The organism is Dolomitihabitans soli, assembly GCF_022213955.1.
Lineage (GTDB): Bacteria > Actinomycetota > Actinomycetes > Streptosporangiales > Streptosporangiaceae > Streptosporangium_A > Streptosporangium_A soli.
Map to the genome: position 1 here is coordinate 1 of NZ_JAKNTW010000041.1, position 22,864 is coordinate 22,864.

16 protein-coding genes and 1 pseudogene are annotated in these 22,864 nt (G+C 68.2%); 5 read left to right on the top strand and 12 right to left on the bottom strand.

Annotated elements, in window-relative coordinates:
- Positions 1–179: 179 nt before the first annotated feature.
- On the top strand, positions 180–1,466 hold the full coding sequence (locus tag MBA17_RS44505) for a helix-turn-helix domain-containing protein (protein ID WP_238504552.1): 1,287 nt from the start codon (positions 180–182) through the stop codon (positions 1,464–1,466).
- Between the two features lie 199 nt (positions 1,467–1,665).
- Here the strand turns inward: MBA17_RS44505 and MBA17_RS44510 are convergent, their stop codons facing one another.
- Positions 1,666–2,256, bottom strand: coding sequence for an AAA family ATPase (locus MBA17_RS44510; protein ID WP_238504553.1), 591 nt, complete (start codon positions 2,254–2,256; stop codon positions 1,666–1,668).
- Between the two features lie 567 nt (positions 2,257–2,823).
- On the bottom strand, positions 2,824–3,861 hold the full coding sequence (locus MBA17_RS44515; protein ID WP_238504554.1) for a LacI family DNA-binding transcriptional regulator: 1,038 nt from the start codon (positions 3,859–3,861) through the stop codon (positions 2,824–2,826).
- A 333-nt stretch (positions 3,862–4,194) separates the two neighbouring features.
- Here MBA17_RS44515 and MBA17_RS50825 point away from each other — a divergent pair.
- Positions 4,195–4,323 (top strand): annotated as a pseudogene (locus MBA17_RS50825) (glycoside hydrolase family 2 TIM barrel-domain containing protein); the annotation flags it as partial.
- A gap of 45 nt (positions 4,324–4,368) precedes the next feature.
- On the opposite strand, the gene MBA17_RS44525 reads toward MBA17_RS50825, so the two are convergent.
- From MBA17_RS44525 to MBA17_RS44565, 9 genes are read right to left on the bottom strand one after another with little or no spacing between them, the layout of a single operon-like run.
- Positions 4,369–6,063, bottom strand: coding sequence for a cellulase family glycosylhydrolase (locus tag MBA17_RS44525; RefSeq protein WP_238504555.1), 1,695 nt, complete (start codon positions 6,061–6,063; stop codon positions 4,369–4,371).
- The gene (locus MBA17_RS44530; RefSeq protein ID WP_238504556.1) at positions 6,063–7,508 is read right to left on the bottom strand and encodes a glycoside hydrolase family 43 protein; all 1,446 of its coding nucleotides are present in this window, start codon (positions 7,506–7,508) and stop codon (positions 6,063–6,065) included. The genes MBA17_RS44525 and MBA17_RS44530 overlap by 1 nt, the downstream gene beginning before the upstream one ends.
- A gap of 14 nt (positions 7,509–7,522) precedes the next feature.
- Positions 7,523–9,523 carry a glycoside hydrolase family 36 protein gene (locus MBA17_RS44535; RefSeq protein ID WP_238504559.1) on the bottom strand — a complete coding sequence of 667 codons (2,001 nt, stop codon included), beginning with the start codon at positions 9,521–9,523 and terminating at the stop codon, positions 7,523–7,525.
- Entirely contained in the window at positions 9,520–11,448 is a 1,929-nt protein-coding gene (locus tag MBA17_RS44540; protein ID WP_238504560.1) for a beta-galactosidase, read from the bottom strand. The genes MBA17_RS44535 and MBA17_RS44540 overlap by 4 nt, the downstream gene beginning before the upstream one ends.
- Positions 11,445–13,460 (bottom strand): glycoside hydrolase family 31 protein, encoded by a 2,016-nt coding sequence (locus tag MBA17_RS44545; protein ID WP_238504561.1) that lies wholly within the window; start codon positions 13,458–13,460, stop codon positions 11,445–11,447. The genes MBA17_RS44540 and MBA17_RS44545 overlap by 4 nt, the downstream gene beginning before the upstream one ends.
- A gap of 9 nt (positions 13,461–13,469) precedes the next feature.
- Entirely contained in the window at positions 13,470–14,480 is a 1,011-nt protein-coding gene (locus MBA17_RS44550; protein ID WP_238504562.1) for a LacI family DNA-binding transcriptional regulator, read from the bottom strand.
- 4 nt (positions 14,481–14,484) lie between these two features.
- Positions 14,485–15,384: a carbohydrate ABC transporter permease gene (locus MBA17_RS44555; protein WP_238504563.1), complete on the bottom strand. Its 900-nt coding sequence runs from the start codon at positions 15,382–15,384 to the stop codon at positions 14,485–14,487.
- Positions 15,381–16,298: an ABC transporter permease gene (locus MBA17_RS44560; protein WP_238504564.1), complete on the bottom strand. Its 918-nt coding sequence runs from the start codon at positions 16,296–16,298 to the stop codon at positions 15,381–15,383. Before MBA17_RS44560 ends, MBA17_RS44555 begins: the two co-directional genes overlap by 4 nt.
- Positions 16,295–17,956 (bottom strand): twin-arginine translocation signal domain-containing protein, encoded by a 1,662-nt coding sequence (locus MBA17_RS44565; RefSeq protein WP_238504565.1) that lies wholly within the window; start codon positions 17,954–17,956, stop codon positions 16,295–16,297. Before MBA17_RS44565 ends, MBA17_RS44560 begins: the two co-directional genes overlap by 4 nt.
- Before the next feature lie 182 nt (positions 17,957–18,138).
- On the opposite strand from MBA17_RS44565, the gene MBA17_RS44570 reads away from it, so the two are divergent.
- Positions 18,139–20,037, top strand: a complete 1,899-nt coding sequence (locus MBA17_RS44570) for a glycoside hydrolase family 3 protein (RefSeq protein WP_238504568.1) — start codon at positions 18,139–18,141, stop codon at positions 20,035–20,037.
- A gap of 147 nt (positions 20,038–20,184) precedes the next feature.
- Positions 20,185–20,877, top strand: coding sequence for a fibronectin type III-like domain-contianing protein (locus MBA17_RS44575; RefSeq protein WP_238504570.1), 693 nt, complete (start codon positions 20,185–20,187; stop codon positions 20,875–20,877).
- 659 nt (positions 20,878–21,536) lie between these two features.
- On the opposite strand, the gene MBA17_RS44580 is transcribed toward MBA17_RS44575, so the two are convergent.
- Positions 21,537–22,115 carry a DUF4240 domain-containing protein gene (locus MBA17_RS44580; protein WP_238504572.1) on the bottom strand — a complete coding sequence of 193 codons (579 nt, stop codon included), beginning with the start codon at positions 22,113–22,115 and terminating at the stop codon, positions 21,537–21,539.
- Positions 22,116–22,471: 356 nt separating this feature from the next.
- On the opposite strand from MBA17_RS44580, the gene MBA17_RS44585 reads away from it, so the two are divergent.
- On the top strand, positions 22,472–22,855 hold the full coding sequence (locus tag MBA17_RS44585; RefSeq protein WP_238504574.1) for a hypothetical protein: 384 nt from the start codon (positions 22,472–22,474) through the stop codon (positions 22,853–22,855).
- The last annotated feature ends 9 nt before the right edge of the window (positions 22,856–22,864 follow it).

A 22,864-nucleotide genomic window follows, 5' to 3' on the forward strand; every position in this document is an offset into this window, starting at 1 on the left:
CCGGGTCACCGTCGCCAACTCCTCATTCGTTCGTCCGGTGCTTCCCGCTGCGGGGAGCCCGCTTGACGTACCGTGGTTGCTTGATGGCAAGTCCACCGGCAAACGCGAAACGACAGGACCCCCGAACAGCCCCCTGATCACCCCCTCTCGAGGCCCCCAGCCGGGAGGAAGGTCACCAGATGCCCGACAACATCCCCAACATCCAGTTCCGGGCGTGGCGGAACGAACACCACCTCTCCCGCGCCGAAGTGGCCGACCGGATCAACACCACACCCATGGGCATCGCCGAGAAACTCGTCTGCGACGAGGAACGCATCCGGCGCTGGGAAGTCGGCGAAGTCAACTGGCCACGCACGCCGTACCGGCTCGCCCTGGCCCAGCTCACCGGCCTGTCACCCGAAGCGCTCGGCTTCTCCCCCAAGCGCCGCCAATCCCCTCTCATACCGGTCCAGGTCATCCCCGCAGACGCCCTGCAAGCCGAGGCCGCCCTGTACGGGACCATGGAACTCGCCCAGCAACTCCAGGCATCCGACGTCGGCAGCGGCACCCTTGAGGCTCTCTCCGAAGCCGTCGACCTGCTGTGCCGCGCCTACCCGGTAGTTCCCGCCGCCGCGCTTCGCGAACGCACCCAGAAGCGGTTGGCTCAGGTGACCCGGCTGCTTTCAGGGCGGATCACGCTCGACCAGCATCAGGAATTACTCGTCATCACCGGATGGCTGACTGCGTTGCTCGGGTGCGTGCATTACGACCTGGGAGAGCGCGAGGAGGCCGAGACTGCCCGCCGCGCCGCTTATGAGATGGGCCGCCAGGTCGGACACGGCGAACTCATGGGCTGGGCCTATGAGATGTCCGCCTGGTTCGCCCTCGTCGAAGGCCGCTACGAAGACGTGGTCACCGCCGCCCGCATGGGCCAGGCCACCGCCGGCCAATCCAGCGCCATGGTCCAACTCACCCTTCAAGAAGCCCGGGGACTCGCCCGCATCGGCGACCGCCGAGAAGCCGACAAAGCCCTCACCAGAGGCGCCGACGTCCTCGGCAAACTCCCCATCCCCGGCAACTCAGACCACCACTTCGTGTTCGACCACTCCAAATGGGTGTTCTACGCCGCCACTTGTTACACCTGGCTCGAAGACGACGACCGCGCGGAAGAACACGCCATCGAAACCATCCAGATGCACACCCGCCCGGACGGCACCTCCAACGCGCCGATGCGGGTCGCCGACGCACATATCGATCTCGGCATCGTTCACGCCCGACGAGGCAATCTTGATGCCGCCGTCGATCAGGGCATGGCCGCATTCGACATCGACCGCCGATCCCTCACCGACCTCGTCCACCGAGCCGGAGACCTCGACCGCGTCCTACGCCAGCGTTACCGCCGTAAAGGCCTCGCCGAGGAATTCCACGAACGCTACGTAACCGCACGCCACGCCCTCAGCACCCACCGCCCGGAACTGCTGGGCTGACGCAACTCCTGTAGTTGCCGAAATGGTCTTGTGGGGATCAAGGGCGGCGCTCCGCGCCGCCTCGCGGCCCTGCGCTCGGCCGCACGCTGCGTGTGCGGCCTGGGGGCCGTTCTCGCGCACGGCCGTGCTCGGGCCGCGCGTGGACAGATGAGGCCGCCCAGCTCCACGGCCCTAAGCAGGACGGTCCCAGCCGTCCCGGCTACCTGAGACCAAAGTGCTTGATGGCTCGCTCCGCTACCGCGGCCGCCGACAGCCCGGTGTTGTCAATCCGCAGATAGTCGGCCCGGCCATCGAAATCACCATTCGAGTTGAGTTGGTACTTGGCGTCCAACTCCAGGAGGTTACGCCGCGACCAGGCGAGATCACGTTTGGATGGCTTCTCAGCCAGCCGAAGTTCCCCCTCGTTCCGCTCCAGACGCACTTCCCGGCTCGCCGATAGCTCCAGATAAAAGACGCGTCCTCCCCTACTACGGAACGGGGCAGCATAGCGGTCCAACTCAACCTCGTCAGCCGGAACGTTGAACGCCCAGACATACGTGAAGATCAGACCAGCCAGATCGCTAGCGGCCACCTCCTCGAAGAGCCGCCGCCGAAACTCCCCAACGAGACGCCCAAAAGGCTCGCTGCCAAACTCGAAAAACCGCAACACCGGCTCGATCGCAAGATGGTTGTGAAAGACCTTCATCCCAGTCAGTCGTGCGATCTCATATCCGACCGTCATCTTGCCGACCGCTGGAGGCCCAACTATGCACAGCAACGTAGGCCCGTTCGACTTCGTCGACTCACCCATTGCTGCAACCTAGACAACTCGCGATGCTCCAGCAACAGCATTTAACGTCGAACAGGCGCGAGCTACCCATGAGTGAAGGCACAGGCAACGCCTCCGGCGGGGGCGCTCCGACTCCGGGATGATCGCCGTGTGGCCTGCGGATGGCAGGGGGCAGAGGTGCGCGCGTCGCGCGAGAAACACCAGGTCGCGAGCTGATCGCCGTGCAATTAGCGTGCAAATAGACAGGGTAACGAGGGTCAACCACGGTCACTCATGACCAGGCTTCCGCCCAGCTCAGAGCCCTCACGTGCCGTGATCCTTGCTGACACGGCGCTGGGGTACGTAGTCGCCGATGGGAGCGATGACGTTGGCCGCCCGTGTGGGGTCGGCCGTCAGGACTCGACCGCCGCCTGCACGTAGTCCGTCTGGCGCAGCGAGCGCCGGGCGGGAGCCGAGCAATGTAGCCAGCCACGGATGGCGCAACATCAGCTCGCGCTGACCGTGCGCGATCTGCGTCAGATCGGCCGCCAGTCACCCGAGGGAGCGGATATGCTGGCCGCCCCCGCGATCTTGGCTGGCTGCGCACGATCATCGGCGGTTGACCCGCTCACCCCCCGGCGGGGCCGTACTCTCACGGACCGTGAGGGTGGTCGCGATCTCCAGGCCGACCTGGGGAACCGGCTCGCCACGGCCGATGGCCAGGGCCAGCTCCGTGGCGGCGACCGCCATCTCGCTCAGCGGCTGGTGGACCGTGGTCAGCGGCGGGTCGACCCAGGCCACGACCGGAAGGTCGTCGTAGCCGACCACGCTCAGGTCGCCCGGGATGGACAACTCGAGCTCGCGAGCGGCCTGGTAGACGCCGAGCGCCTGCATGTCGTTCGCGGTGAAGATCGCGGTCGGCCGGTCGGGTCTGGACAGGAGCTCGCGCGCCGCGGCGCAGCCGTCCTCGCGGGTGAGGAGGGTGCGGACCAGGAGGCCGGGGTCGGCTGGAACGCCGGCTTCGGACAGGGCGGACAGGTAGCCGGCCACTCGGGCACGGCAGAAGGGGTGGTCGGGGCCGCTGATCATGGCGATGCGGCGGTGTCCGAGGTCGAGCAGGTGCCTGGTCGCCGCCTGGCCGCCCCTCCAGTTGGTGGCGCCCACGAAGGGGACGTCGTCCGGCAACTCGTCGATCGGGTCGAAGACGACGAACGGGATGCCCTTGGCCTTCAGCTTCTCGCGTTCGGATGCCGAGAGCTGCGCCACGGACAGGACGCAGCTAGGGCGCCGGCCGACCGTGTCGTCGATGGTCATGGCGGTCGAGTCGTGGAGGGCGAACTCCGACACCATGACGCCGACCCGGTTCTTGCGGGCCACCCGTTCGACACCGCGGATGATCTCGATGCCCCACATGTTCTCAAGCTCGCGGAACACCAGCTCGACGACGTTGTTCCGATTGCCCGAGGGCTTGCGGTAGCCGTACTGATCGATCAGTTTCTCGATCCGGGCACGGGTCTGCGCCGAGACGCCCGAGCGGCCGTTGAGCACCTTGGACACGGTGGGGATCGAGACGCCCGCGGACTCGGCGATGTACGCGATGGTGACCGACCCTGGCCCCTCATCGTGCGTGCTCTGTTCCTCGGTCACGAGGAAACTATAGAGCAAGCCGGAGAAAAACTTTCTCCTCTGTCGCCTGGCGCCGCGACAAGAGGGCGCCGGTTCAGCACACGCACTCGCCCGGCAGAGCGGGCGCCTACGTCGGCATTACCCGTACGGCACGGCTTCCCGCAACGGATGTTCGATAGTACGTTTCGCGCGAAAGTTTCGCACCACCCCTGAGGAGAAGCATGTCTCCCCGCTCCTTCGAGGACTTCTCGCCCGGCTACGGCAAGGCGACGCCGCGGGCCACCCTCGCTTCGGACGCGCACCGTGGAACGCGACAAGAACCACCCCAGCATCATCGCCTGATCACTCGGAAACGAAGCGGCCGACGGGCAGAACCTGGAGGCGATGGCCGCCTGGGTCCACGAGCGCGACCCCTCCCGTCCGGTCCACTACGAGGCCGACCGCCTGGCCGACTTCACCTTCATCCTGTCGGCGACGGCCTGAGGCACAAAGAAACCGCCCCGCGGGTGCGGGGCGGTTTCAACGCGGTCAGGCGGCGGAACCGGTGATCGTGTCGCCCGTCCTGGTCACCTGGTAGGTGAGCTTGGCTCCGCTCCAGAAGTGGAAGGTGAGCGTCAGCGGGGTGTTCTCGCGCATCTGGCTGACGAGGTCCTTCAGGAGGCGGATGGAGTTGCCCGCGTAGTCGGGCGAGTAGGCCCTGCCGTACTCCTTGTAGGAGGTCCAGTCGTGGGGCGCGGCGTTGGTGCCGTCGGCGTACTTGGCCTCCATCGTGGCCACCCGGTCACCGTTGAACCGGGTCGGGATGGTCAGCGACTCGGTGGTACCGGTCGCGTCGGACAGCACCGACGTCTCGTAGCTGATGACGTAGATGTTCCACGGGATGCCGCTGGAGAAGCGCGCCTGGATGGTCGCCCTGACACCGTGGGCGCGGTCGCCCGCCAGCCGGGTCAAGGCCGACGCCGTGAGGGTGAGCTTGTCGCCGGAGACCGAGTAGTCCCGGCCCGGATAAAGCCGGGTGGAGCCGTGCCAGAGCCCGCGGAAGGAGGTGCCGTCCAGGTTCAGGGTGAGCGTCTGAGCCTGGATCGCGCCCGCCTTGGGCAGGTAGATCGAGTCACTGGAGGTCGTGCCGGAGCGAGTGGTGAAGCTCGACTTGATCTGGGCGAACAGGCCGGGGTCCTTCCACTCCCCCAGGGTCTGGCGGTTGAGGTGCTGGCCGTTGTCCCACCACATCGTGGTGAGCTTGTTCAGCCGTGCCTGGTAACCGAGCAGTTCGAAGAACTTCAGCTTCTCGCCCTGCTGGACGGCGTTCCAGTCCACGTCGAAGCTGAGCAGGCCGTACTCGCCGACGATCACCGGGATGCCGCGGTCGACGAAGGTCCTGGCCGACCTGTCGAAGTAGCCGATCAGGTCCTTCCGGGTCTCCTCGTCGAGGGTGGTGACCCCGGCGACGTTCACGCTGAACGGCCAGTAGCCGTAGAAGTGGACGGTCGCGGCCAGGTTCTTGTCGTTCAGCGCGGCGATCTCGGCGGACAGGGCGTCCAGGTATTTCTGTTCGGCGCTGGTGTGAACGGTCGGCAGGACCAGGATCCGGTCGGCGTTGCGGCCGCCGGAGCCGCGGACGATGCCGTGGAAGGAGCGGTTGAGCTCGGCGAGGAGGCTCATCTTCTCCTCGTCGGTGGCGTTGTCGAACTGCGGCTCGTTGACGCTCTCGAAGAGCACCTTGCTCGGCGCGTCACGGAAGGCGGCGGCGATCTGGGCCCAGGAGGCGTTGAAGCGCGTGACCACCTTGTCGTGGTTGGCAGGCATCTTGGAGATCCACTGCCACGAGTCGTGGTGAACGTTGATCAGGACGTACAGGCCGGACGCGAGCGCCAGGTCGACGACCTCCTTGGTCCGGTTTATCCACTTCGCGTCGATGGTGTATGGCGCGGTGGCGGACTGGTGGTCGGTCCAGGTGATCGGGATGCGGACGCTGCGGAAGCCCTCGGAGCGGATCTTGTCGAACAGGGCCTTGGTGGCCAGGGGGTTGCCCCACGAGGTCTCGTCGGGGATCGCGTCCAGCGTGTTGCCCAGGTTCCAGCCGGGCTGCATCGCCGCGACGATCTCCGTCGCACTCCGGACCCGCTTTTCCGTTGAGGCCGCGGTGGGGCTGACTGTCAGCCCTAATGCGGTGATGAGCGCGATGAGAACGCTCGCCGCGCGCGAGAGGGGGGTGGTTTTCATTACGTCCCTTCCATGAGAACTTCGTAGGTGAACCAGTCGAAATGCACGCTGCCGGCCGCGGCGTACATGCCGATCACGCGGCCGGTGAAGCCTCCCGCCACCTCGGTGGACAGGTAACGCCCATCGAGGCCGGCCAGCACGCCGGAGCCCTCGATGCCGAAGAGGAGCCTGTCGGGCCCGTCGCACGGGCCGCCCGGACCCTGCCGTCCCTCGGTCTCGATGGTCAGTACCAGCGGACCGGCGGGCACCGCGTGTTCGGCCACCACGGTCCGCACCGAGCCGATCCTGGCGATGACCTGGACCTGACCGTCCGTCGCCTCGATCTCGTAGTGGTGTCGCTCGTCGAGGCGGACCGCCAGGCCGCCACGGCCCTGCGCGGGGTCGATCAGGGTCCGGGCGCGCCACCTCAGGTTCTGCGCCCGGCGGCCGACGAAGGTCGCGTCGCGCTCGTCCAGGGAGGCGCCGCGGGCGCGGAGCGTCAGCCGGCCGGCCCGCTCCTTGGTGGTGCACAGCTCCGCCGGGCGGCTGCGCAGCGAGATCCAGCCGTGCTGCAGCTCGGCCAGGTCGAAGTCATCGCGGAAGGAACCGGGCGGCGTGCCGTCCACGATCTCGCCGACGACCGGCCAGCCGTCCACCCAGGTCACCGGGGCCAGGAAGGTCTCCCTGCCCAGGACGTGCCAGCCGGGAGTGCCGCCGCCGGGCCGCACCCCGAGGAAGACCATCCACCAGCTCCCGTCGGGAGCCTGGACGAGGTCCGCGTGACCGGTGTTCTGGACCGGGTGGTGGGTGCCGCGGTGGGTCAGGATCGGGTTGGCCGGGCACGGCTCGAACGGCCCGTCGGGCGCGGGACCGCGGGCGACCGAGACTGCGTGACCCCGCTCGGTGCCGCCTTCGGCGATCATCAGATACCAGTGGTCGCCGATCTTGTAAAGGTGCGGCGCTTCCGGCGCCAGCGCGCCCTGTGTTCCGGACCAGACCTGTTGCGGCTCGCCGAGTGTTTCTCCCGTCCGCGGATCGAGGCGCACCTGCGCGCCTCCGGCGACCGTGCACCAGCAGGTGCCGTCGTCGTCCCAGGCCAGGTCGGGGTCGATGCCGTGGACATCGGGCAGCGGGATCGGGTCGGACCAGGGGCCGGCGGGGTCGGTGGCGGTGAACAGCACGTTGCCGCCTGCGGCCACGACGGTGACGATCAGCCAGAAGCGTCCGTCGTGGTAGCGGAGGGTGGGCGCGTAGACGCCACCCGAGGAGTGGGTTTCGGTGGTCATGGGCAGTTGGCTGGGCCGCTCCAGCGCGTTGCCGATCTGCGTCCAGCGCACGAGGTCGCGGCTGTGGAAGACGGGAACACCGGGGAAGTACTCGAAGCTCGAGCAGGCGAGGTAGTAATCGTCGCCGACGCGGCAGATGCTGGGGTCTGGATGGAATCCAGAAATAACAGGGTTGGACACCCCGTGTGGTCCTTTCATCGGAGGCGGAGCACCACCGCTGAGGGAGCGGTGGGCAGGGTCACGGTGAGGTGCGGATCCCTCTCGATCGCGGCCTTGCTGCCGGAGGGATAGAGCAGCTCCGCGCGCTGGGTGTACGGCAGGCGGAGAGTGTCGTCGCCGCCCCGTCGCCAGAGGGTGAGATAGGTGGCGGCCGGAGCCCGCAGGGCCAGCACGATCCACGGGTCGTCCCAGGCCGGCAGGCCCAGCGGCCAAGCGGGCACGGCCTGCGGCAGGTCAGCTCGGAGGTCCTTGTGGACGGCGACGGCCTCGTGGACGAGGGCGCGGGCCTCAGGGTCGAGTTCCGTGATGAGGCCGGACAGGTGGATCCGGCCGAGGAGTGCGCTGGCCATGGTGAACGCCACCTCGTCCAGGGAGTCCGCGGGCTGCGGGTAGGCCCAGACCGCGCCCTGCTCGGGCGGGACCGCGGTGGGCGCCGAGGCCGCGATGGGGGCGTAGAGCCGGAGATTCTGCTGGTCGCTGGTGGACTGCAACTGGAGCCGGGACAGCAGGGCGTAGTCCGAGCGCATGCCTCCGGAGCCGCAGTTCTCCACCACCAGGTGCGGGTGCCGGTCCAGGATGCCGTCGAGCCAGTCGAGGTGGGCGCGGTTGTGGCCGAGCAGCCCGGCGGCTGGAGTCTCGCCGGGGTGGCTGCTCGTGCCGGAGCCGGGGTCGATGTTGTGGTCCAGCTTGAGGTAGCCGACGCCCCACTCGCCGACGATGCGGTCGACGACCCGGTCGAGATGGGCGCGAGCGGCGGGGTGGCGAAGGTCCAGGTGGTGGCGGAGGTTCTCGGTGACGCGAACGCCGTCGCGGCGAAAGAACGCCTCTTCGGGCAGGGACGCGGCCAGAGGGCTGCGTACCCCGATCACTTCCGGTTCCAGCCACAGGCCGGGGACCATGCCGCGGTCCCGGATACGGTCCAGGACCTCGTGGATGCCTCCTGGGAAGCGGGAGGCGGACGGCTGCCACGCCCCGACCGAGCCCCACCAGTCGTCGGCGGCGTCGGCGTACCAGCCCGCGTCGATGACGAAGTACTCAGAACCGGCTTCCGCCGCCGCGTCGATCAGGGGAAGCAGCTTCTCCGTCGTGGGATCGCCCATCAGGCAGTTCATGTAGTCGTTGAAGATGACGGGCAGCCGCTGGTGGTCCGGGTGCGGGCGGCGGATGGCCCGGCGGTAGCGGGTCAGCGCGGCGAAGGCCCCGTCGTGATCGCCCAAGGCGAGCGCGACGGGCACGGTGCGGAACTCCTCGCCGGGCGCCAGCGGATGACGCCAGCCGTGGTGGCTGTCGCCGGGGCCGGACAGCGCCACGTAGGCCGTGCCCTCGCGCTCGCCGCACTCCCAGCGCCAGCCTCCGCCGTTGTGCTCGATCTGCCACAGCCACGTGCGCCCGCTCTCGCGGTCGGTCAGACCACCCATGGGGAGGTTGCCGCAGCTCGACCAGGCGCCCTGCCCGGCCAGCGTGAAGCAGCCCTTGCCGTTGCCGTACCGGATCCGGTCGCTGAGCTGGGGGGAGGTGACTCGCAGCGGCCTGCGCTGCCACCGGTATTCGGCGAGCCAGTCGTTGTCGGCCCACATCAGGTCCGCGGCCTCCACGGGCAGCCCGCTGATCACCAGGGAGGTGACCGACTCCAGCAGCAGCGTGCTGTTCCCCTCGTTGCGCAGGAGCACCTCGCTGCGGAGCACCGGCAGTCCTTCCGGTGAGCGGTAGCTCACCTCGGCGACCAGGCCCGTCTGCGGATCGTGGAGCTCGACGGTGAGCCGGTCGCCGACGGCGTGGTGGTCGCGGTAGCGCATCCGCGCGCCGATGGTGGTGTCGATGAGCCGGTGGCTCGACCAGTGGCGGCCGTGGCCGGTCGCGGTCACCTCGACCAGCGGCGACACCATCGGGTACGGCTCGCCGCCGGGCGGGCCGAAGTAGACCAGGCGATCGTCGCTGATCTCGACGCGCAAGGCGTCGTGGCCCCAGGTGATCACGGGTTCTTCCTCAGGACGGCGCAGCCGCCCGCCGGGAGCTCGGCCACGGTCATGCCGGTCAGCAGGTCGTGGCCGGGCTCGGGCAGGCTGATGGGGTCGGTGTTGTGGTTGAGGAGGAACTGCCAGCTCCGGCCGTCCGTAGCCCGCCTGGTGACGGTCTCGAGTCCGGACGTCCCGGAGCCGGCGAGCTGAGTGATCAGGGCGGCGTAACCGGAATCGTCGAGCCGGGTGGACAGGTACCACGCCTCACCCGCGCCGAAGCGGTGCCGGGTCAGCGCGGGTTTCCCCGCGAGCATGCCGTGGGTGTAGGTGACGACGGCCTCGGCGCCTTTGGCCCGCAGGGACTCGCTCCAGACCGCGGCCTGGGTTCCGTCCGACAGGACGATGCGCTCATGCTCGCGGAGCGGGCGGTGTTCCTCGACGCGGATGCCCAGGGCCTCGCGCAGCGGCGATGCCGGGTAACCGCCGAGGCGGGCATGGAGTCGGTCGTCGACGACACCGCTGTAGTGCTGGACGAGCAGCGTCCCGCCGCCCTCGACATAGCCGCGCAGGTTCTCGGCCCCGGCGTCGGAGAGCAGGAACAAGGCCGGAGCCACCACGAACCGGTAGCGGCCCAGATTGTGCTCGGGGTGGGCGAAGTCGGCCGTGACTCCGGCATCCCACAGCGCGCGATGGGCCCGGCGTAGCGAATCGTGATAGCCGAGGTCCTTCGAGGGCAGGCCGTCGACCTCCATCGCCCACCAGGCGTCCGCGTCGTGCAGCACGGCCACCTCCGCGGTGACCGTCGACCCCTCGACCTCGCCCAGCCGCCGGACGGCCTCTCCCACGGCCTGGACCTCGCGGAAGATCCGGCTGTCCGCTCCCGCGTGCGGGAGCATTGCCGAATGCCATGTCTCGGCCCCGGCACGCGACTGCCGCCACTGGAAGAACAGGGCGCCCTCAGAGCCGCGGGCGATGTGGCCGATCGTGTGGCGCAGGATCTCGCCCGGCTCCTTGCCCAGGATCCTGCCGGTGTCGTAGACCGTGCTGGTTCCCTGCTCCATCAGCAGCCAGGGGCGGCCGCCCGCAAAGGAACGGGCGCGGTCGGCGGCGAAGGCGGTATCGGCCGCGGCGTCGAGGCCCGGCGCGTCCGGATAGTGGTCGATGGTGACCAGGTCCACCTCGCGGCCCAGGGCCCACAGGTCCAGGTTCTGGTAGCCGGGCAGCATCATGTTGGTCGTCACCGGCCGGTCGCTGTGGGCGCGGATCTCGTCACGCTGTTCCCGGTAGGCGGTCAGCACCACGTCCGACCAGAACCGCCGGAAGTCCAGATGCTGGCCCGGGTTCTTGTGCCACTGGCTGGCCCGCGGCGGCAGCACCTGCTCCCACGCGCCGTAGCGCTGGCTCCAGAACGCCGTGCCCCACGCCTCGTTGAGCGCCTCCAGCGAGCCGTGCCGTTCACGCAGCCAGTCGCGGAAGGCGGCTGCGGTGTGATCACACCAGCACACCGTCGCGTACTCGTTGTGCACATGCCACATCGCGACGGCAGGATGCCCGCCGTACCGCTCCGCGAGCGCCGCCGCGATGTTCCGCGCGGCGGTGCGGTAGGCGGGGGCGGCCAGGCAGTAGGTGTCGCGGCTGCCGTGCACCAGCCGGGTTCCGTCCGGCCCGACCGGCAGGGCGTCCGGGTGGGCGAGGGTGAACCACGGTGGCGGGGAGGCGGTGGGGGTGGCCAGGTCCACCGAGACGCCGTTGGCGTGGAGCCGGTCGAGGTGGGCGTCGAGCCAGGCGAAGTCGTACCTGCCTTCCTCCGGCTCCAGCAGCGCCCAGGAGAAGACGCCGACGGTGGCCAGGTTGACCCCGGCGCGGCGCATCAGCGCGTCGTCTTCCTTCCAGACCGCTTCGTCCCACTGCTCGGGGTTGTAGTCGCCGCCGAAGAACATCATGTGACCGGGAGCCTTACGTCGTCGCGGAGGAAGAGCGGGATGCGGATCAGCGGGGCCTCGACCTCGACCAGCTGACCGCCGTCGTACCGCTCGCCGGTCCAGGCGTCCGTCCAGTGGGCTCCCGCAGGCAGGTGTACGGCACGCGTCCGGGCACCCGCCTCGGTGACCGGGGCGACGAGGAGGTCGGGCCCCAGCAGGAAGGCGTCCTCGACCGCCCACGCCTGGGAGTCGTCGGGAAACTCAAGGAAGAGCGGGCGCATCGGCGGCAAACCGGTGGCGGCAGCCGTACGCATCTGCTCCATGACGTAGGGGCGCAGGCGTTCACGCAGGCGCAGGAAGTCGGCGAGGATCTCGTAGGCCTCCTCCCCGTAAGACCAGACCTCGTTGGGCAGGCCGGTCATCGCGGGTTCCAGCTTCACTCCCGGACCGCGGTTGCCGTGTAGGCGGAACAACGGACAGAAGGTGCCGTACTGGAACCAGCGCACCAGGACCTCGCGGTAGGCCGGATCGTCCGGGTTGCCGCCGTGGAAGCCGCCGATGTCGGTCGTCCACCACGGAATGCCGGACATCATCACGTTCAGGCCCGCCTTGATCTGGGCACGCAGCGTTGAGAAGTCGGTGCCGATGTCACCCGACCACAAGGCCGCGCCGTACCTCTGGGCGCCCGCCCAGGAGGAGCGGTTGAGCGAGATGATCTCGTCCTCCCCCGCCGCCCGCAGACCGTCGTGGACCATGCGGGCGTTCTCGCGCGGATACATGTTGCCGACCTCCAGGCCAGGTCCGGCGTGATAGCGCAGGCCCTGCTGGTGGCCCGGCTTGAGCTCCGGCTCGCCGGCGTCCAGCCAGAAGACGTTGATGCCCAGGTCGTGGTAGTGGCGTCGGATGCGCTCCCACACATAGTCACGTGCTTCCGGGTTGGTGGCGTCGTAGAAGGCGACCTGCGCGGAGTAGGCGCCCAATCCCTTGTCCGGCCAGTCCGCGTGGGCAATCGGTCCGTATTCCGTGCCGATGAACAAACCCTGGTCCAGCATCGGGGCGTAGTTCTCGCTGACCGGGCTGACCGAGGGCCAGACCGAGACCATCAGCTTGATCCCCAGCTCGTCCAGTTCGCGGACCATGGCGGCGGGGTCGGGCCACTCTGCCGGGTCGAACCGCCATTCCCCCAAATGTGTCCAATGGAAGAAATCACAGACGATCACCGATAGCGGCAGCCCGCGCCGTTTGTATTCGCGGGCCACTTCGAGCAACTCTTCCTGGGTGCGGTAGCGCAGCTTGCACTGCCAGAAGCCGGCCGCCCACTCCGGCAGTTCGGGGGTATGGCCGGTCACGTCGGCGTAGCGGCGCAGCACGTCGGCCGGTTGTCCGGCGGTCACCCAGTAGTCGATCTGGCGAGCGCTGTCGGCCACCCACCGGGTTCCGGTCTCGGCCAGCTCCACGCGGCCGAGGGCGGGCGAGTTCCACAGCAGGCCGTAGCCGCGGTCGGAGACCAGCAGCGGGATGGTGACCTCGGCGTTGCGCTGGACCAGGTCGACGACCGCGCCCTTCTGGTCGAGCAGGCCGTGGGTGTGCTGGCCCAGGCCGTAGATCCGCTCGCCGGGGTAGGCGCGGAAACGCTGCTCCAGCCGGTGGTAGCCGTTGCCGGTCGCGGTGTAGAGCCGAGGTCCGGGCCACCAGAAGTGGGCAGGTTGCTCGGCGAGCAGTTCGGCGCCGTCGCGCAGGAAGGTGAGGCGGCCGGAGCTGTAGTAGAGCTCGGGCGTGAGCCGGTTCTCGCTGTCGGCGTCGATGCGAACGGTCAGGGTGCCGTTGACGAGGGTCGCGTGGTGCTCGTGGATGGTGATCTGCGGCTTGTCGCCCGGCGGCGGCGTGTCGAACAACGCGCCCGGCAGGTCGTCGAGCAGGGGACCGCCCGGCGTGGCCCGGACCCGGACGGCGTCCGGGCCCCAGGCCTCGACGCGCAGGGTCTCGCCCTTGGCGCGCCATTCCAGGGCGTCGCCGAGGTCGCGGAAATGCATGAGGTTCTCCTAGATGGGGCCGGTGCTCTCACGGATGGTGAGAGTGGGAGGGAGCAACACCAGGTCGTCGGCGGGCTGCTCGCCGCACATGGAGGCGGAGATGCGGGACATGACCTGCTCGACGGCGATCCGGCCGAGCTCCTTGGCCGAGCCGGTGACCGCGGTGAGCGCCGGGGTGTACTGCTCCGCCAGGCGTTCCGGGCACAGCGCGATCACCGAGGCGTCCTCTGGGACCGTCCTGCCACTGGTGCGCAGCAGGTTGAGCAGCGGGCCGATCGCTCCTTCGTTCTGCACCACGAAACCGGTGGTCTCGGGCCGGTCGGCCAGGATGCGGCCGAGGGCGCCGGCCGTACCCTCGTAGGTGCCCTCGCACGGGCGATGCAGGAATCGCAGACCGTGCTCCTGCGCCCGCGCGCGGAACCCCACGAGGGTGCGCTCGGCGTAGCCCGCATGACGCCGATAGATGCCGGGGGCGTAGCCGATGAAGGCGACGTCGCGGTGGCCCAGATCGGCCAGGTGGTCGGCGCACAGGGCCCCGGCGGCGGCGAAATCGTGGTCGACGCAGGACAGTCCGCCGGGGGCTTCGGGCAGGCCGATGAGCGCCGCCTGCATTTTGCCCAGGGCCGGGATGCGTTTGTCGTCCAGTTCGACGTCCATGAGGATCACGCCGTCGGCCAGGCCGCTCGCCGTGAGCCTGCGGATGCCGTCGGGTCCCTCATCGTTGGTGATCAGCAGGACGTCGTAGCTGTGTTTGCGGGCTGCCACGGTGACGGAGGTGGCGATCTCCATCATGATCGGCACGTAGACGTCGGTGCGCAGCGGCACCGCCAGGGCGATGATGTGCGCGCGTTTGCCGGCCAGCGCCCGCGCGCCGGCATTGGGGTGGTAGCCGAGCTCAGCCACGGAGCGTTCGATGCGGCGCCGGGTCTCGTCGGAGACCGGGCGTTTGCCGCTGAGCGCGTAGCTGACCGTGCTCGGGGAGACGCCCGCGGCCCTGGCCACGTCGGCGATGGTCGCCATCAGCTCAGCCTTTGATGGCGCCGGTCAGGACGCCCGTGCGGAAGTGCTTCTGCACGAACGGGTAGACGATCACGAGCGGCACCAGGGTCAGGACGACCACAGCCATCTGCAGCGACAGCGGAGCGGTCTGTGTGTGCGCCATGCCGAAACCGGCGTTGACCATGCCCGGCATCGCGACGCCCCGGTTGACGTAGGTCAGCAGCACATACTGAAGCGGCCACCTCTCACTCTCCGTCGGCATGTAGAGCATGACGTTGAAGAAGGAGTTCCAGTAACCGACGGCGTAGAAGAGCGCGATCACCGCGTTCACCGCCTGCGAGGTGGGCAGGATGACCGACCAAAGGATCCGCCAGTCGCTGCCGCCGTCGATCCTGGCCGCGTCGATCAGCTCGGTCGCGGTGCTGGCGTAGAAGGAGCGCAGCAGCAAGATGTTGAAGACGGAGATCGCTCCCGGGAGGATCAGCGCCCACCACTGTCCGTAGCCGCCCAGTCCGGTCACGACCAGGAAGGTGGGGATGAGGCCGCCGCTGACGAACATCGTGATGATCAGCAGCACCAGGATGAAGCGATGCCCGAACGAGCCTGACCGCGACAGGCCGTACGCGCACAGCACGGAGACGACCATGGAGATCACCGTGCCGACGATGGTGATGACGAGGCTCACCAGCAGCGCGGTGCGTACGGTCGGGTCGGTCAGCATCTCCTTGTATGCCTCGAAGGTGATCCCGTCGGGCCAGATCACCAGGCCGCCGGCCCGGTTGATGGCGCCCTTGGTGGACAGGCTGGTCAGGACGACGATCCACAACGGGACCAGCACGACCAGCAGCACACCGCCGAGAGTGAGGCCCTTGGCTGATTGGCCGCCGAAGGTCGGGGGTTCCTGCCAGCTGGGTCTTTGACTCATTTCCGGTACAACCCGTCCTCGCCGAAGGAGTGCGCGAGCCTGTTGGCGCCCCAGATGAGCAGGAGCGAGATCACGCTCTTGAAGAGCCCGGCCGCCGCGCCGAGGCTGTAGTTGGTCGTGCCGATGCCGTAGTAGAAGGCGTAGGTGTCGAGCACCTCCGCGGCTTCGTGCCCGACCGCCTCGCGCTGGATGAGGAACTGCTCGAAGCCGACGGAGAGCGCTCCGCCGAGCCGGAGCACCAGCATCAGCACGATCACACCGCGCAGGCCCGGCAGGGTGATGTGCCACATCCGCCGCCAGGGCCCGGCGCCGTCCACCGCGGCCGCCTCGTACAGGCCGGGGTTGATGGCGGCCAGCGCGGCCAGGAAGACGATGACCCCCCAGCCCGCCTCCTTCCACACGCCCTGGAAGGTGACCAGGAGCGCGAAGGTGTCGGGGTTGGACATCACATCCCAGGTGCCCAGATCGTGCGAGCGCAGGTACTGGTTGAGCGCGCCCGCGCCGCCCAGCATCTGCTGGAAGATCGTGATGACCAGCACCCACGAGAAGAAGTGCGGCAGGTATACGACGGACTGGATGAAGTTGCGCACCCGCTCGCTGAGCACCGAGTTGAGCAGCATCGCCAGCACGACCGGGATGGGGAAGAACAGGATGAGCGAAACGAAGCTCAGGTAAAGCGTGTTGTACAACGACTCCCAGAACCGGGAGTCGGTGAAGAGCTGCTGGAACTGGTCGAGCCCGGCCCAGTCGCTGTCCCAGAGCCCGGTCAGCGGATCGTAGTACTGGAAGGCGGTGACGACGCCGACCATCGGGGCGTAGTTGAAGATCAGCAGCAGGACGACCGCGGGCACCACCATGATCAGCAGGGATCGGTCGCGCCGCAGCCTGCCCCGCCAGCTCAGGCCCTCTTTCACTGCTGGCCCGTGCCGTACTTGTTGAGCACGTTCTCGGTCATCCACGCCTTGACCCGGTCCAGATCGCGCTTTTTCCAGGTCTCGATAACCTCTCGAACCTCGGCGACCGTCTTCTTGCCGTGGACGCAGGCCTTGGAGGCGTCGTCGACGGCCTTGGAGGTGTTCGCCAGGGCGATCTGCTTGGGCATGCTGATGTTCATGTTCCAGAACACCGGCTTGTAGAGAGCGCTAACATTTCTGGCCTGCCAGGCGGTGTAGTCCTTGGTGACCTGGTCGGCGCCGGGATTGCTGATCACCGCGGCGGGCGAGGCCAGGAAGGGGAAGACCTGCACCTGGACGGACTTCTTGCCTTCCTCGGTCGGGGTCGGCACCCCGTTCTTCATGGTGTGGTGAACGCCCTCCACCCCGAAGTTGATCATTGTGTACTCGGCGGAGCCGTAGGGGGCGGCCAAGTAGTTGGCGATCGCCAGGCACTCCTCGATCTGCTCGGGCTTCAGGTTGATGTTGAGGTAGCTGATGACGCTCGTGGGGGGACCCAGAATCATCTTCGGCTTGCTCACGCCGTCGTGGGAGATGTAGTCGAACGCGGCACGCCGGAAGTTCTTGTCGGCGGCGACGCCCGCCTCGTGGTCGCTGAGGTGCCAGCCGCCGGTGCCGCCGCCCGTGATCAGCACTTTGCCCGCGTAGAAGCGGGCGGTGCCGTTGGCGTTCTGCCCGGCGAGAGCGTCCGGGTGGACGTAACCCGCCTTGGCCAGCTGGTAGTGCCACTCGAGCGCCTCCATCCCCTGCTCCAGCTCGTACCTGTGCACCAGCTTGCCGTCCTGGACTATCCAGCCCGGCGAGATCTCCCAGGCGAAGCCGAGGTAGGTGGAGACGTCGTCGAAGGCCCACACGCCGCGCTTGGCGTCGGTCAGCTCCTTGCCGAGGGCCATGTAGTCCGCGACCGACTTGACCTCGTCGGCGCGGATGCCCCGCTGCTCGAAGATGTCGCCGCGGTAGTAGACCATCCCCGGCGCGATGAAGGAGCTGGAGAACGAAGGGATGCCGTAGAGCTTGTCGGCCCAGGCGCCCGCCTGCCAGGCGCTGGTGGGGAGGGCGGCCAGGTTGGGGTACTTCTTGACCTTGTCGCCCGCCAGGTAGGGCGTGAGGTCGGCGAGCTGGGTGCCGACCAGCCGGTCGACACTGAAGGCCGTGTTCCACCAGGACGGCAGCTGGATCCAGTCGGGCAGGCGGTTGGCCGCCGTCATCGGCGGGATGATCGTCTCGTAGTTGGCGCCGTCCGCCGGCTTCATGGTGAGGGTGGCGCCCAGGGCCGTGTTCATAGCCTTGTAGAAGGAGTTCCTCGGCGGGGGCACCGTGCCCCAGAGCGGGGTGACGGCGGTGTAGCTGCCGCCCTTGCCCGGTACTCCCTGAACCGTGGCAGCCCCGTTGGCCGGGTAGGTCAGGAAGCCGGGGTCGGTCGCCACACCGCTGGAGCCGACCACGGAGGGGATGTCCGCCTTGACGGCGGAGCTCGGCACGTAGGTCGGGAGCGCGGCCTGGAGACCGGTCTTGGAGTTCGTGCCGAGCTTCCGGGCCGGCTGGGGGGTGTTGCTGCTGCAGGCGGCGAGGAGGGGAGTCATCGCCGCGGCGGTGAGGAAGCCTCTGCGGTTCAACATGGGGGGTTGCCCTTCGCGGTCGTCGAAGCGCTTCAATGTTGCCGTGAGACTAATGACATGTTTCTAGCAAGACAAGGTCTACACTTAAACGAAACTTTCTCTCTTGTGAGGTATTGACGCCCTCAGCGGGCTCGTGACAGCGTCGATGCGCTTCCATCAAGCCTGCTTAGAGGGTCTACCACGTGAACACCTTTCCCTTCAGGGACCACGCACTGCCGATCCCCAAGCGCGTCGACGACCTCCTGGGACGGTTAACATTCGACGAAAAAATCGCGATGCTGCACCAGTACTCGCCTGCCGTACCGCGCCTGGGCCTGGCCCCGTTCCGCACCGGGTCGGAGACCCTGCACGGCGTGGGGTGGCTGGGGATGGCGACGGTCTTCCCGCAGGCGGTAGGCCTGGGCGCGACCTGGGACGAGGAACTGGTCCGGCTGGTCGCCGAGGCCACTTCCGTCGAGTTGCGCGCCTTCCACCACCACCGTCCACCCGCGATCGGCTCCGGCGCCAACAGCCTTCAGGCGTGGGCTCCGGTGGTGAACCTGCTGCGTGACCCGCGCTGGGGGCGCAACGAGGAGGGCTACTCCGAGGATCCGGTGCACACCGCACGGCTCGGCGCGGCCTACTGCAAGGGTCTGGCCGGCGACCACCCGACGTACCTTCGTACTGCCCCGGTGCTCAAACACTTCCTCGCCTACAACAACGAGGATGACCGGTGCGTCACCTCCTCCGGCGTCCGTCCCCGCGTGTTGCAGGAATACGACCTCGCCGCGTTCCGGCCGATCGTCGCCTCGGGCCTGGCCACCGGCGTGATGGCCGCCTACAACCTGGTCAACGGCCGTCCCTGCCACGTCAGCCCGCTCATCGAGACGGAGCTGCGGCGCTGGGCTCCTTCTCAGGAGCTCTTCGTGGTCAGCGACGCCGAGGCGCCGTCCAACCTGGTCGAACTGGAGCACTACTTCGACGACCACGCCGAGTCCCACGCCGCCGCGCTCAAGGCAGGCATCGACAGCTTCACCGACCACGGCGAGGACAGCGCGACCCCGGTCGGCAGACTGCGCGAGGCGCTGGAGCGGGGGCTGATCGACGAGGACGACGTCGACCGCGCGGTGCGGAGGCAACTTTCGCTGCGCTTCCGGCTCGGAGAGTTCGACGAGGACCTCGACCCGTACGCCTCCATCGGTCCCGAGGTGATCGACTGCGCACAACACCGGGCTCTCGCCCTGCGTGCGGCGACCGAGTCGGTGGTGTTGCTCAAGAACGACGGCCTGCTCCCCCTGGAGCGTGCCCCGCGAGTCGTCGTCATCGGGCCCCTCGCGGACACCCTGTTCGAGGACTGGTACAGCGGCACCATGCCGTACCAGGTCAGCGTCGCCGCCGGGCTGGACGAGGCGCTCGGGAAGGTCATCCGCGTGGAGGGCGCCGACCGGATCGCCCTGCGCTCGCGCTCGGCCGGTGAGCTGGTGGTCGACGTCGTCGACTGGGGCGGCGGGGCGTTCACGCTGCGGGACGCCACCACTGGCCGCTACCTCAGCCTCCAGGACGACGGCTCGCTGGCCGCCGATCGGGAGGTGATCAAGAGCTGGTTCGTCAACGAGACCTTCCGTCTCGAACCGGCCGGCGACGGCGTGGTCCTGCGCAACGTCCGCACTGGCCTCTTTGCGGCCGCCGACGGGCGGTTCACCGCCGAGACCCCGGCTGACGCCGAGCGCTGGGAGCGGGAACTGCTCCATGACGGTACGGCGGAAGCCCGCGCCGCGGCCGAGGCCGCCGACATCGCCATCGTGGTGCTCGGCAACCACCCGCTGATCAACGGCCGCGAGACGGAGGACCGCCGGGACATCGCGCTGCCCGCGGGCCAGGAGGCGCTGCTGCGTGCGGTCGCCGAGGTCCGTCCCGAAACCGTGCTGGTCACCATGAGCAGCTACCCCTACGCCCTGGACTGGGCCGACGAGCACCTGCCCGCCGTGGTGTGGACCTCGCACGGCGGGCAGGAAACCGGCCGGGCACTGGCCGCCGTCCTGCTCGGCGCGGCCGACCCCGGCGGGCGGCTGCCGCAGACCTGGTACCGGAGTGCCGACTAGCTGCCCCACCCGCTGGACTACGACATCATCAAGGCGGGCTGGACCTACCAGTACCATCGGGCCGCCCCGCTGTACCCCTTCGGGCACGGGCTCTCCTACACCGAGTTCACCTACAGCGATCTGCAGGTCTCCTCGGAGACTGTCACCATGACGCTGACCAACACCGGAGCCAGGCCGGGATCCGAGGTGGTGCAGCTCTACGTCCGGGCGGTGGACGCACGCTACGAAGCCCCGCGACTGCGGCTCGCCGACTTCCGCAAGGTCGCGCTGGTTCCCGGCGAGAGCCGGAACCTCACCTTCCGCTTGGAAGACGAACACCTCGCACATTGGGACGTGGCCACCGGCACGTTCACCGTGGATCCCGGTGCCTACGAGGTGCTCGTGGGCCGTTCCGCCGGTGACCTCATCCTGACGGCCCCGGTCACGGTCACCGGCCCCACGCCGGCTCCCCGTGCCGTCGTCGGCAAGAGCACCTCCGCTGTCGACTTCGACGACTACACGGGCATCACCCTGGTCGACGCCGGTCGTACCACCGGCGACGCGGTTGCCCCCACGAACCAGGACCGCCTGGCGACCCTGCTGTTCCGCTCCGTCGACCTGTCCGGCGCGGGCCGGGTCGAGGCCGAGGTCGCCGGTGTCGGCGGAGGACAGCTCAAGTTGCGCGCGGGTGACGAACTCCTGGCGGAGATTCAGGTGCCGGCAACCGGGAGCCGCTACGTGTGGACGACGGTCACCGCCGACCTGGGCGTGTCCCCTGACGGCGTTCACGACCTGCAGGTGAGCCTGCACGGCGACTTCCAGCTAGCCGCCTTCCGCCTCGGCTCGGCCGGGCCCAGGTGACCGTGTCCCACACCACCTAGGGTTCACGCCGGCCGGATACTCGCTTGTGTCGGTTACCTCGCCGACCTGGACGTCCAGGTCGGCGAGCTCGTCGTCCGCTACGGTCCCGGTCTGCTCGGGTTCGGCTGTGGATAAGAACAGAATTCAGGAGGATCTATCAGGTAGAGATCATGCTGCCCAGAGTTCCGTTCCCTCCGACCTGGATCGTCGAGCCGCCGAGCCGGCGCCTGGATGACGGCACGCTCACTGCGACCGCGCCGCGAAGGAGAAGCGAAGGCATGTCCACGCCCGGATAGACGGTGCCGAACTGCCCGTCCATCACGAGACCACGCGGCAGGGCCGGCCGTACACCCTGGTGTTGACCAACCGAGGCGCTCTTCGAACGAGAACGCCTGACCCGCGAGCGTCACGGAGCAGACCTGGCCTGGCTCATGAAGAACTGGAATGTTCCTCGTGTGATCCGACCTCACGCGGGGAACACGGCAAACCACGCGGATGCGATGCAAAGGGGCGAGGGCTGGCCATGCGCATCCGGTGGCGCTCAGCCCAGCGCATCATGACCGCCCCGAGCAGTGACCAGAGCAAGGCGCGGCGAGGCCATCGCCGCATAACGACGTCTCCACGGATTGAGGGGATTGCCAGTGCTCCTCTTCCGAGGATCAAAATCCATCTTGTGGAAACATGCGGCTTAGCCGGGGCAATCTCAGAGCCACTGCTGTGGAGTCGCGGAGATTCCACGAAAGCCCAGTGGGGTTGGGATCGCTCTGGTTGGTGTGCCCACGTTCTGCCATGGCGTCGTAGATGCCCTCCTCTTCACCTGTCGCCTCTTCGTAGGCGCGGGCAGCCACGTAGCTCAACGCCTCCCACTCCGGCCACTCATCATCGGCCCACTCATCCATTGGGTGCTCTGCCAGCTGCCGTACCGCCGGGACGTCTGCCAAGTTGTCGGGGTCGGCTGCCACGAGTTCGAAGGTGTCGCGGCCAAGCCCGATCAGCCATGCCTGGAAATACCAGAAGCCGTCGGTGGAGCAGTAGCCGCTGAAAATGGGGTTGGCGGCTTCCCACATGTCGTAGGTGTCGGATCGTCGCCGTATCTGGTTGAGGAGGATCTGAAAGTCGACGATCCGGGCCAGCGGACTCCGTGCGAGATGGAGCGCGAGCCACCGCAGGCGCTCATCGGGATCGCTGGTCACTTGCCGAGACCGCTGCAGGAAAAACCAGAACTCGTCAACATCCATGACGTCGCATGATGCCAGGCTGCGCCGACAATGTCCCGACAGGGAGATGAAGCCCTCTCCGAGGCCGTCGACCTGCTGTGCCGCGCCTATCCCGTGGTTCCCGCCCAGCCCCCCTGTGGAAGGAGGGCCTTTCGTCCTCGCTGAACTTGCCGCTCGGAACCCAACAGCGGGTGGGTTTGAGTGATCTTATTCGCCGGCGGGCAAGGCGTCCTCCCACCTGGGGGCATGATCTGTGCTGCTGTGACTTGCTTGGCGGCCGGGTTGTAGAGAGGCCGCCATGGATGAAAGGATCACGCGTCTGTGAATCGGTCACCGGAAGCGGTGCCTCCACCGACGGCCCGGAAGGAGTGGATCCCATGATGATCCCGCGGAGTCTTGCGGTGGTGGGTACGAACGCACTGCTGGTGCTGGTGTCCTCGGCCTCGTGCGAGTCGAGTTCGAGCAGTGGGGCGAGGACCGCCAGCACCTCCTGCGAGAACCGGGACTGCGCGGTCACCATCAGCGGGGCCCAAGGCACCGGCGACCTGTGGGAGCAGGGGAGCACGACGATCGAGTACCGCATCCGCCTGGCCGACGACCGGAAGGCCGACGTCCGGGTGACCGCACAGAAGCGGGCGTACCGGGAGTCGGACGACGCCACCCTCGCCCCCGGGGGCTCCACCCAGGTGGGCGGCTACACCGTCACCTACGTCAAGCACACCGGCGACGCCGCCACCTTCGACTTCGCCTGGCAGGACTGAGCCCGCTCC

What these genes read in the sequence shown, in the direction of transcription:
- MBA17_RS44505 (WP_238504552.1), top strand. Translation starts at nt 180, where the DNA reads ATGCCCGACAACATCCCCAACATCCAGTTCCGGGCGTGGCGGAACGAA.
- MBA17_RS44510 (WP_238504553.1), bottom strand. Translation starts at nt 2,256, where the DNA reads ATGGGTGAGTCGACGAAGTCGAACGGGCCTACGTTGCTGTGCATAGTT.
- MBA17_RS44525 (WP_238504555.1), bottom strand. Translation starts at nt 6,063, where the DNA reads ATGAAAACCACCCCCCTCTCGCGCGCGGCGAGCGTTCTCATCGCGCTC.
- MBA17_RS44540 (WP_238504560.1), bottom strand. Translation starts at nt 11,448, where the DNA reads ATGATGTTCTTCGGCGGCGACTACAACCCCGAGCAGTGGGACGAAGCG.
- MBA17_RS44545 (WP_238504561.1), bottom strand. Translation starts at nt 13,460, where the DNA reads ATGCATTTCCGCGACCTCGGCGACGCCCTGGAATGGCGCGCCAAGGGC.
- MBA17_RS44550 (WP_238504562.1), bottom strand. Translation starts at nt 14,480, where the DNA reads ATGGCGACCATCGCCGACGTGGCCAGGGCCGCGGGCGTCTCCCCGAGC.
- MBA17_RS44555 (WP_238504563.1), bottom strand. Translation starts at nt 15,384, where the DNA reads ATGAGTCAAAGACCCAGCTGGCAGGAACCCCCGACCTTCGGCGGCCAA.
- MBA17_RS44565 (WP_238504565.1), bottom strand. Translation starts at nt 17,956, where the DNA reads ATGTTGAACCGCAGAGGCTTCCTCACCGCCGCGGCGATGACTCCCCTC.
- MBA17_RS44575 (WP_238504570.1), top strand. Translation starts at nt 20,185, where the DNA reads ATGACGCTGACCAACACCGGAGCCAGGCCGGGATCCGAGGTGGTGCAG.
- MBA17_RS44580 (WP_238504572.1), bottom strand. Translation starts at nt 22,115, where the DNA reads ATGGATGTTGACGAGTTCTGGTTTTTCCTGCAGCGGTCTCGGCAAGTG.
- MBA17_RS44585 (WP_238504574.1), top strand. Translation starts at nt 22,472, where the DNA reads ATGATGATCCCGCGGAGTCTTGCGGTGGTGGGTACGAACGCACTGCTG.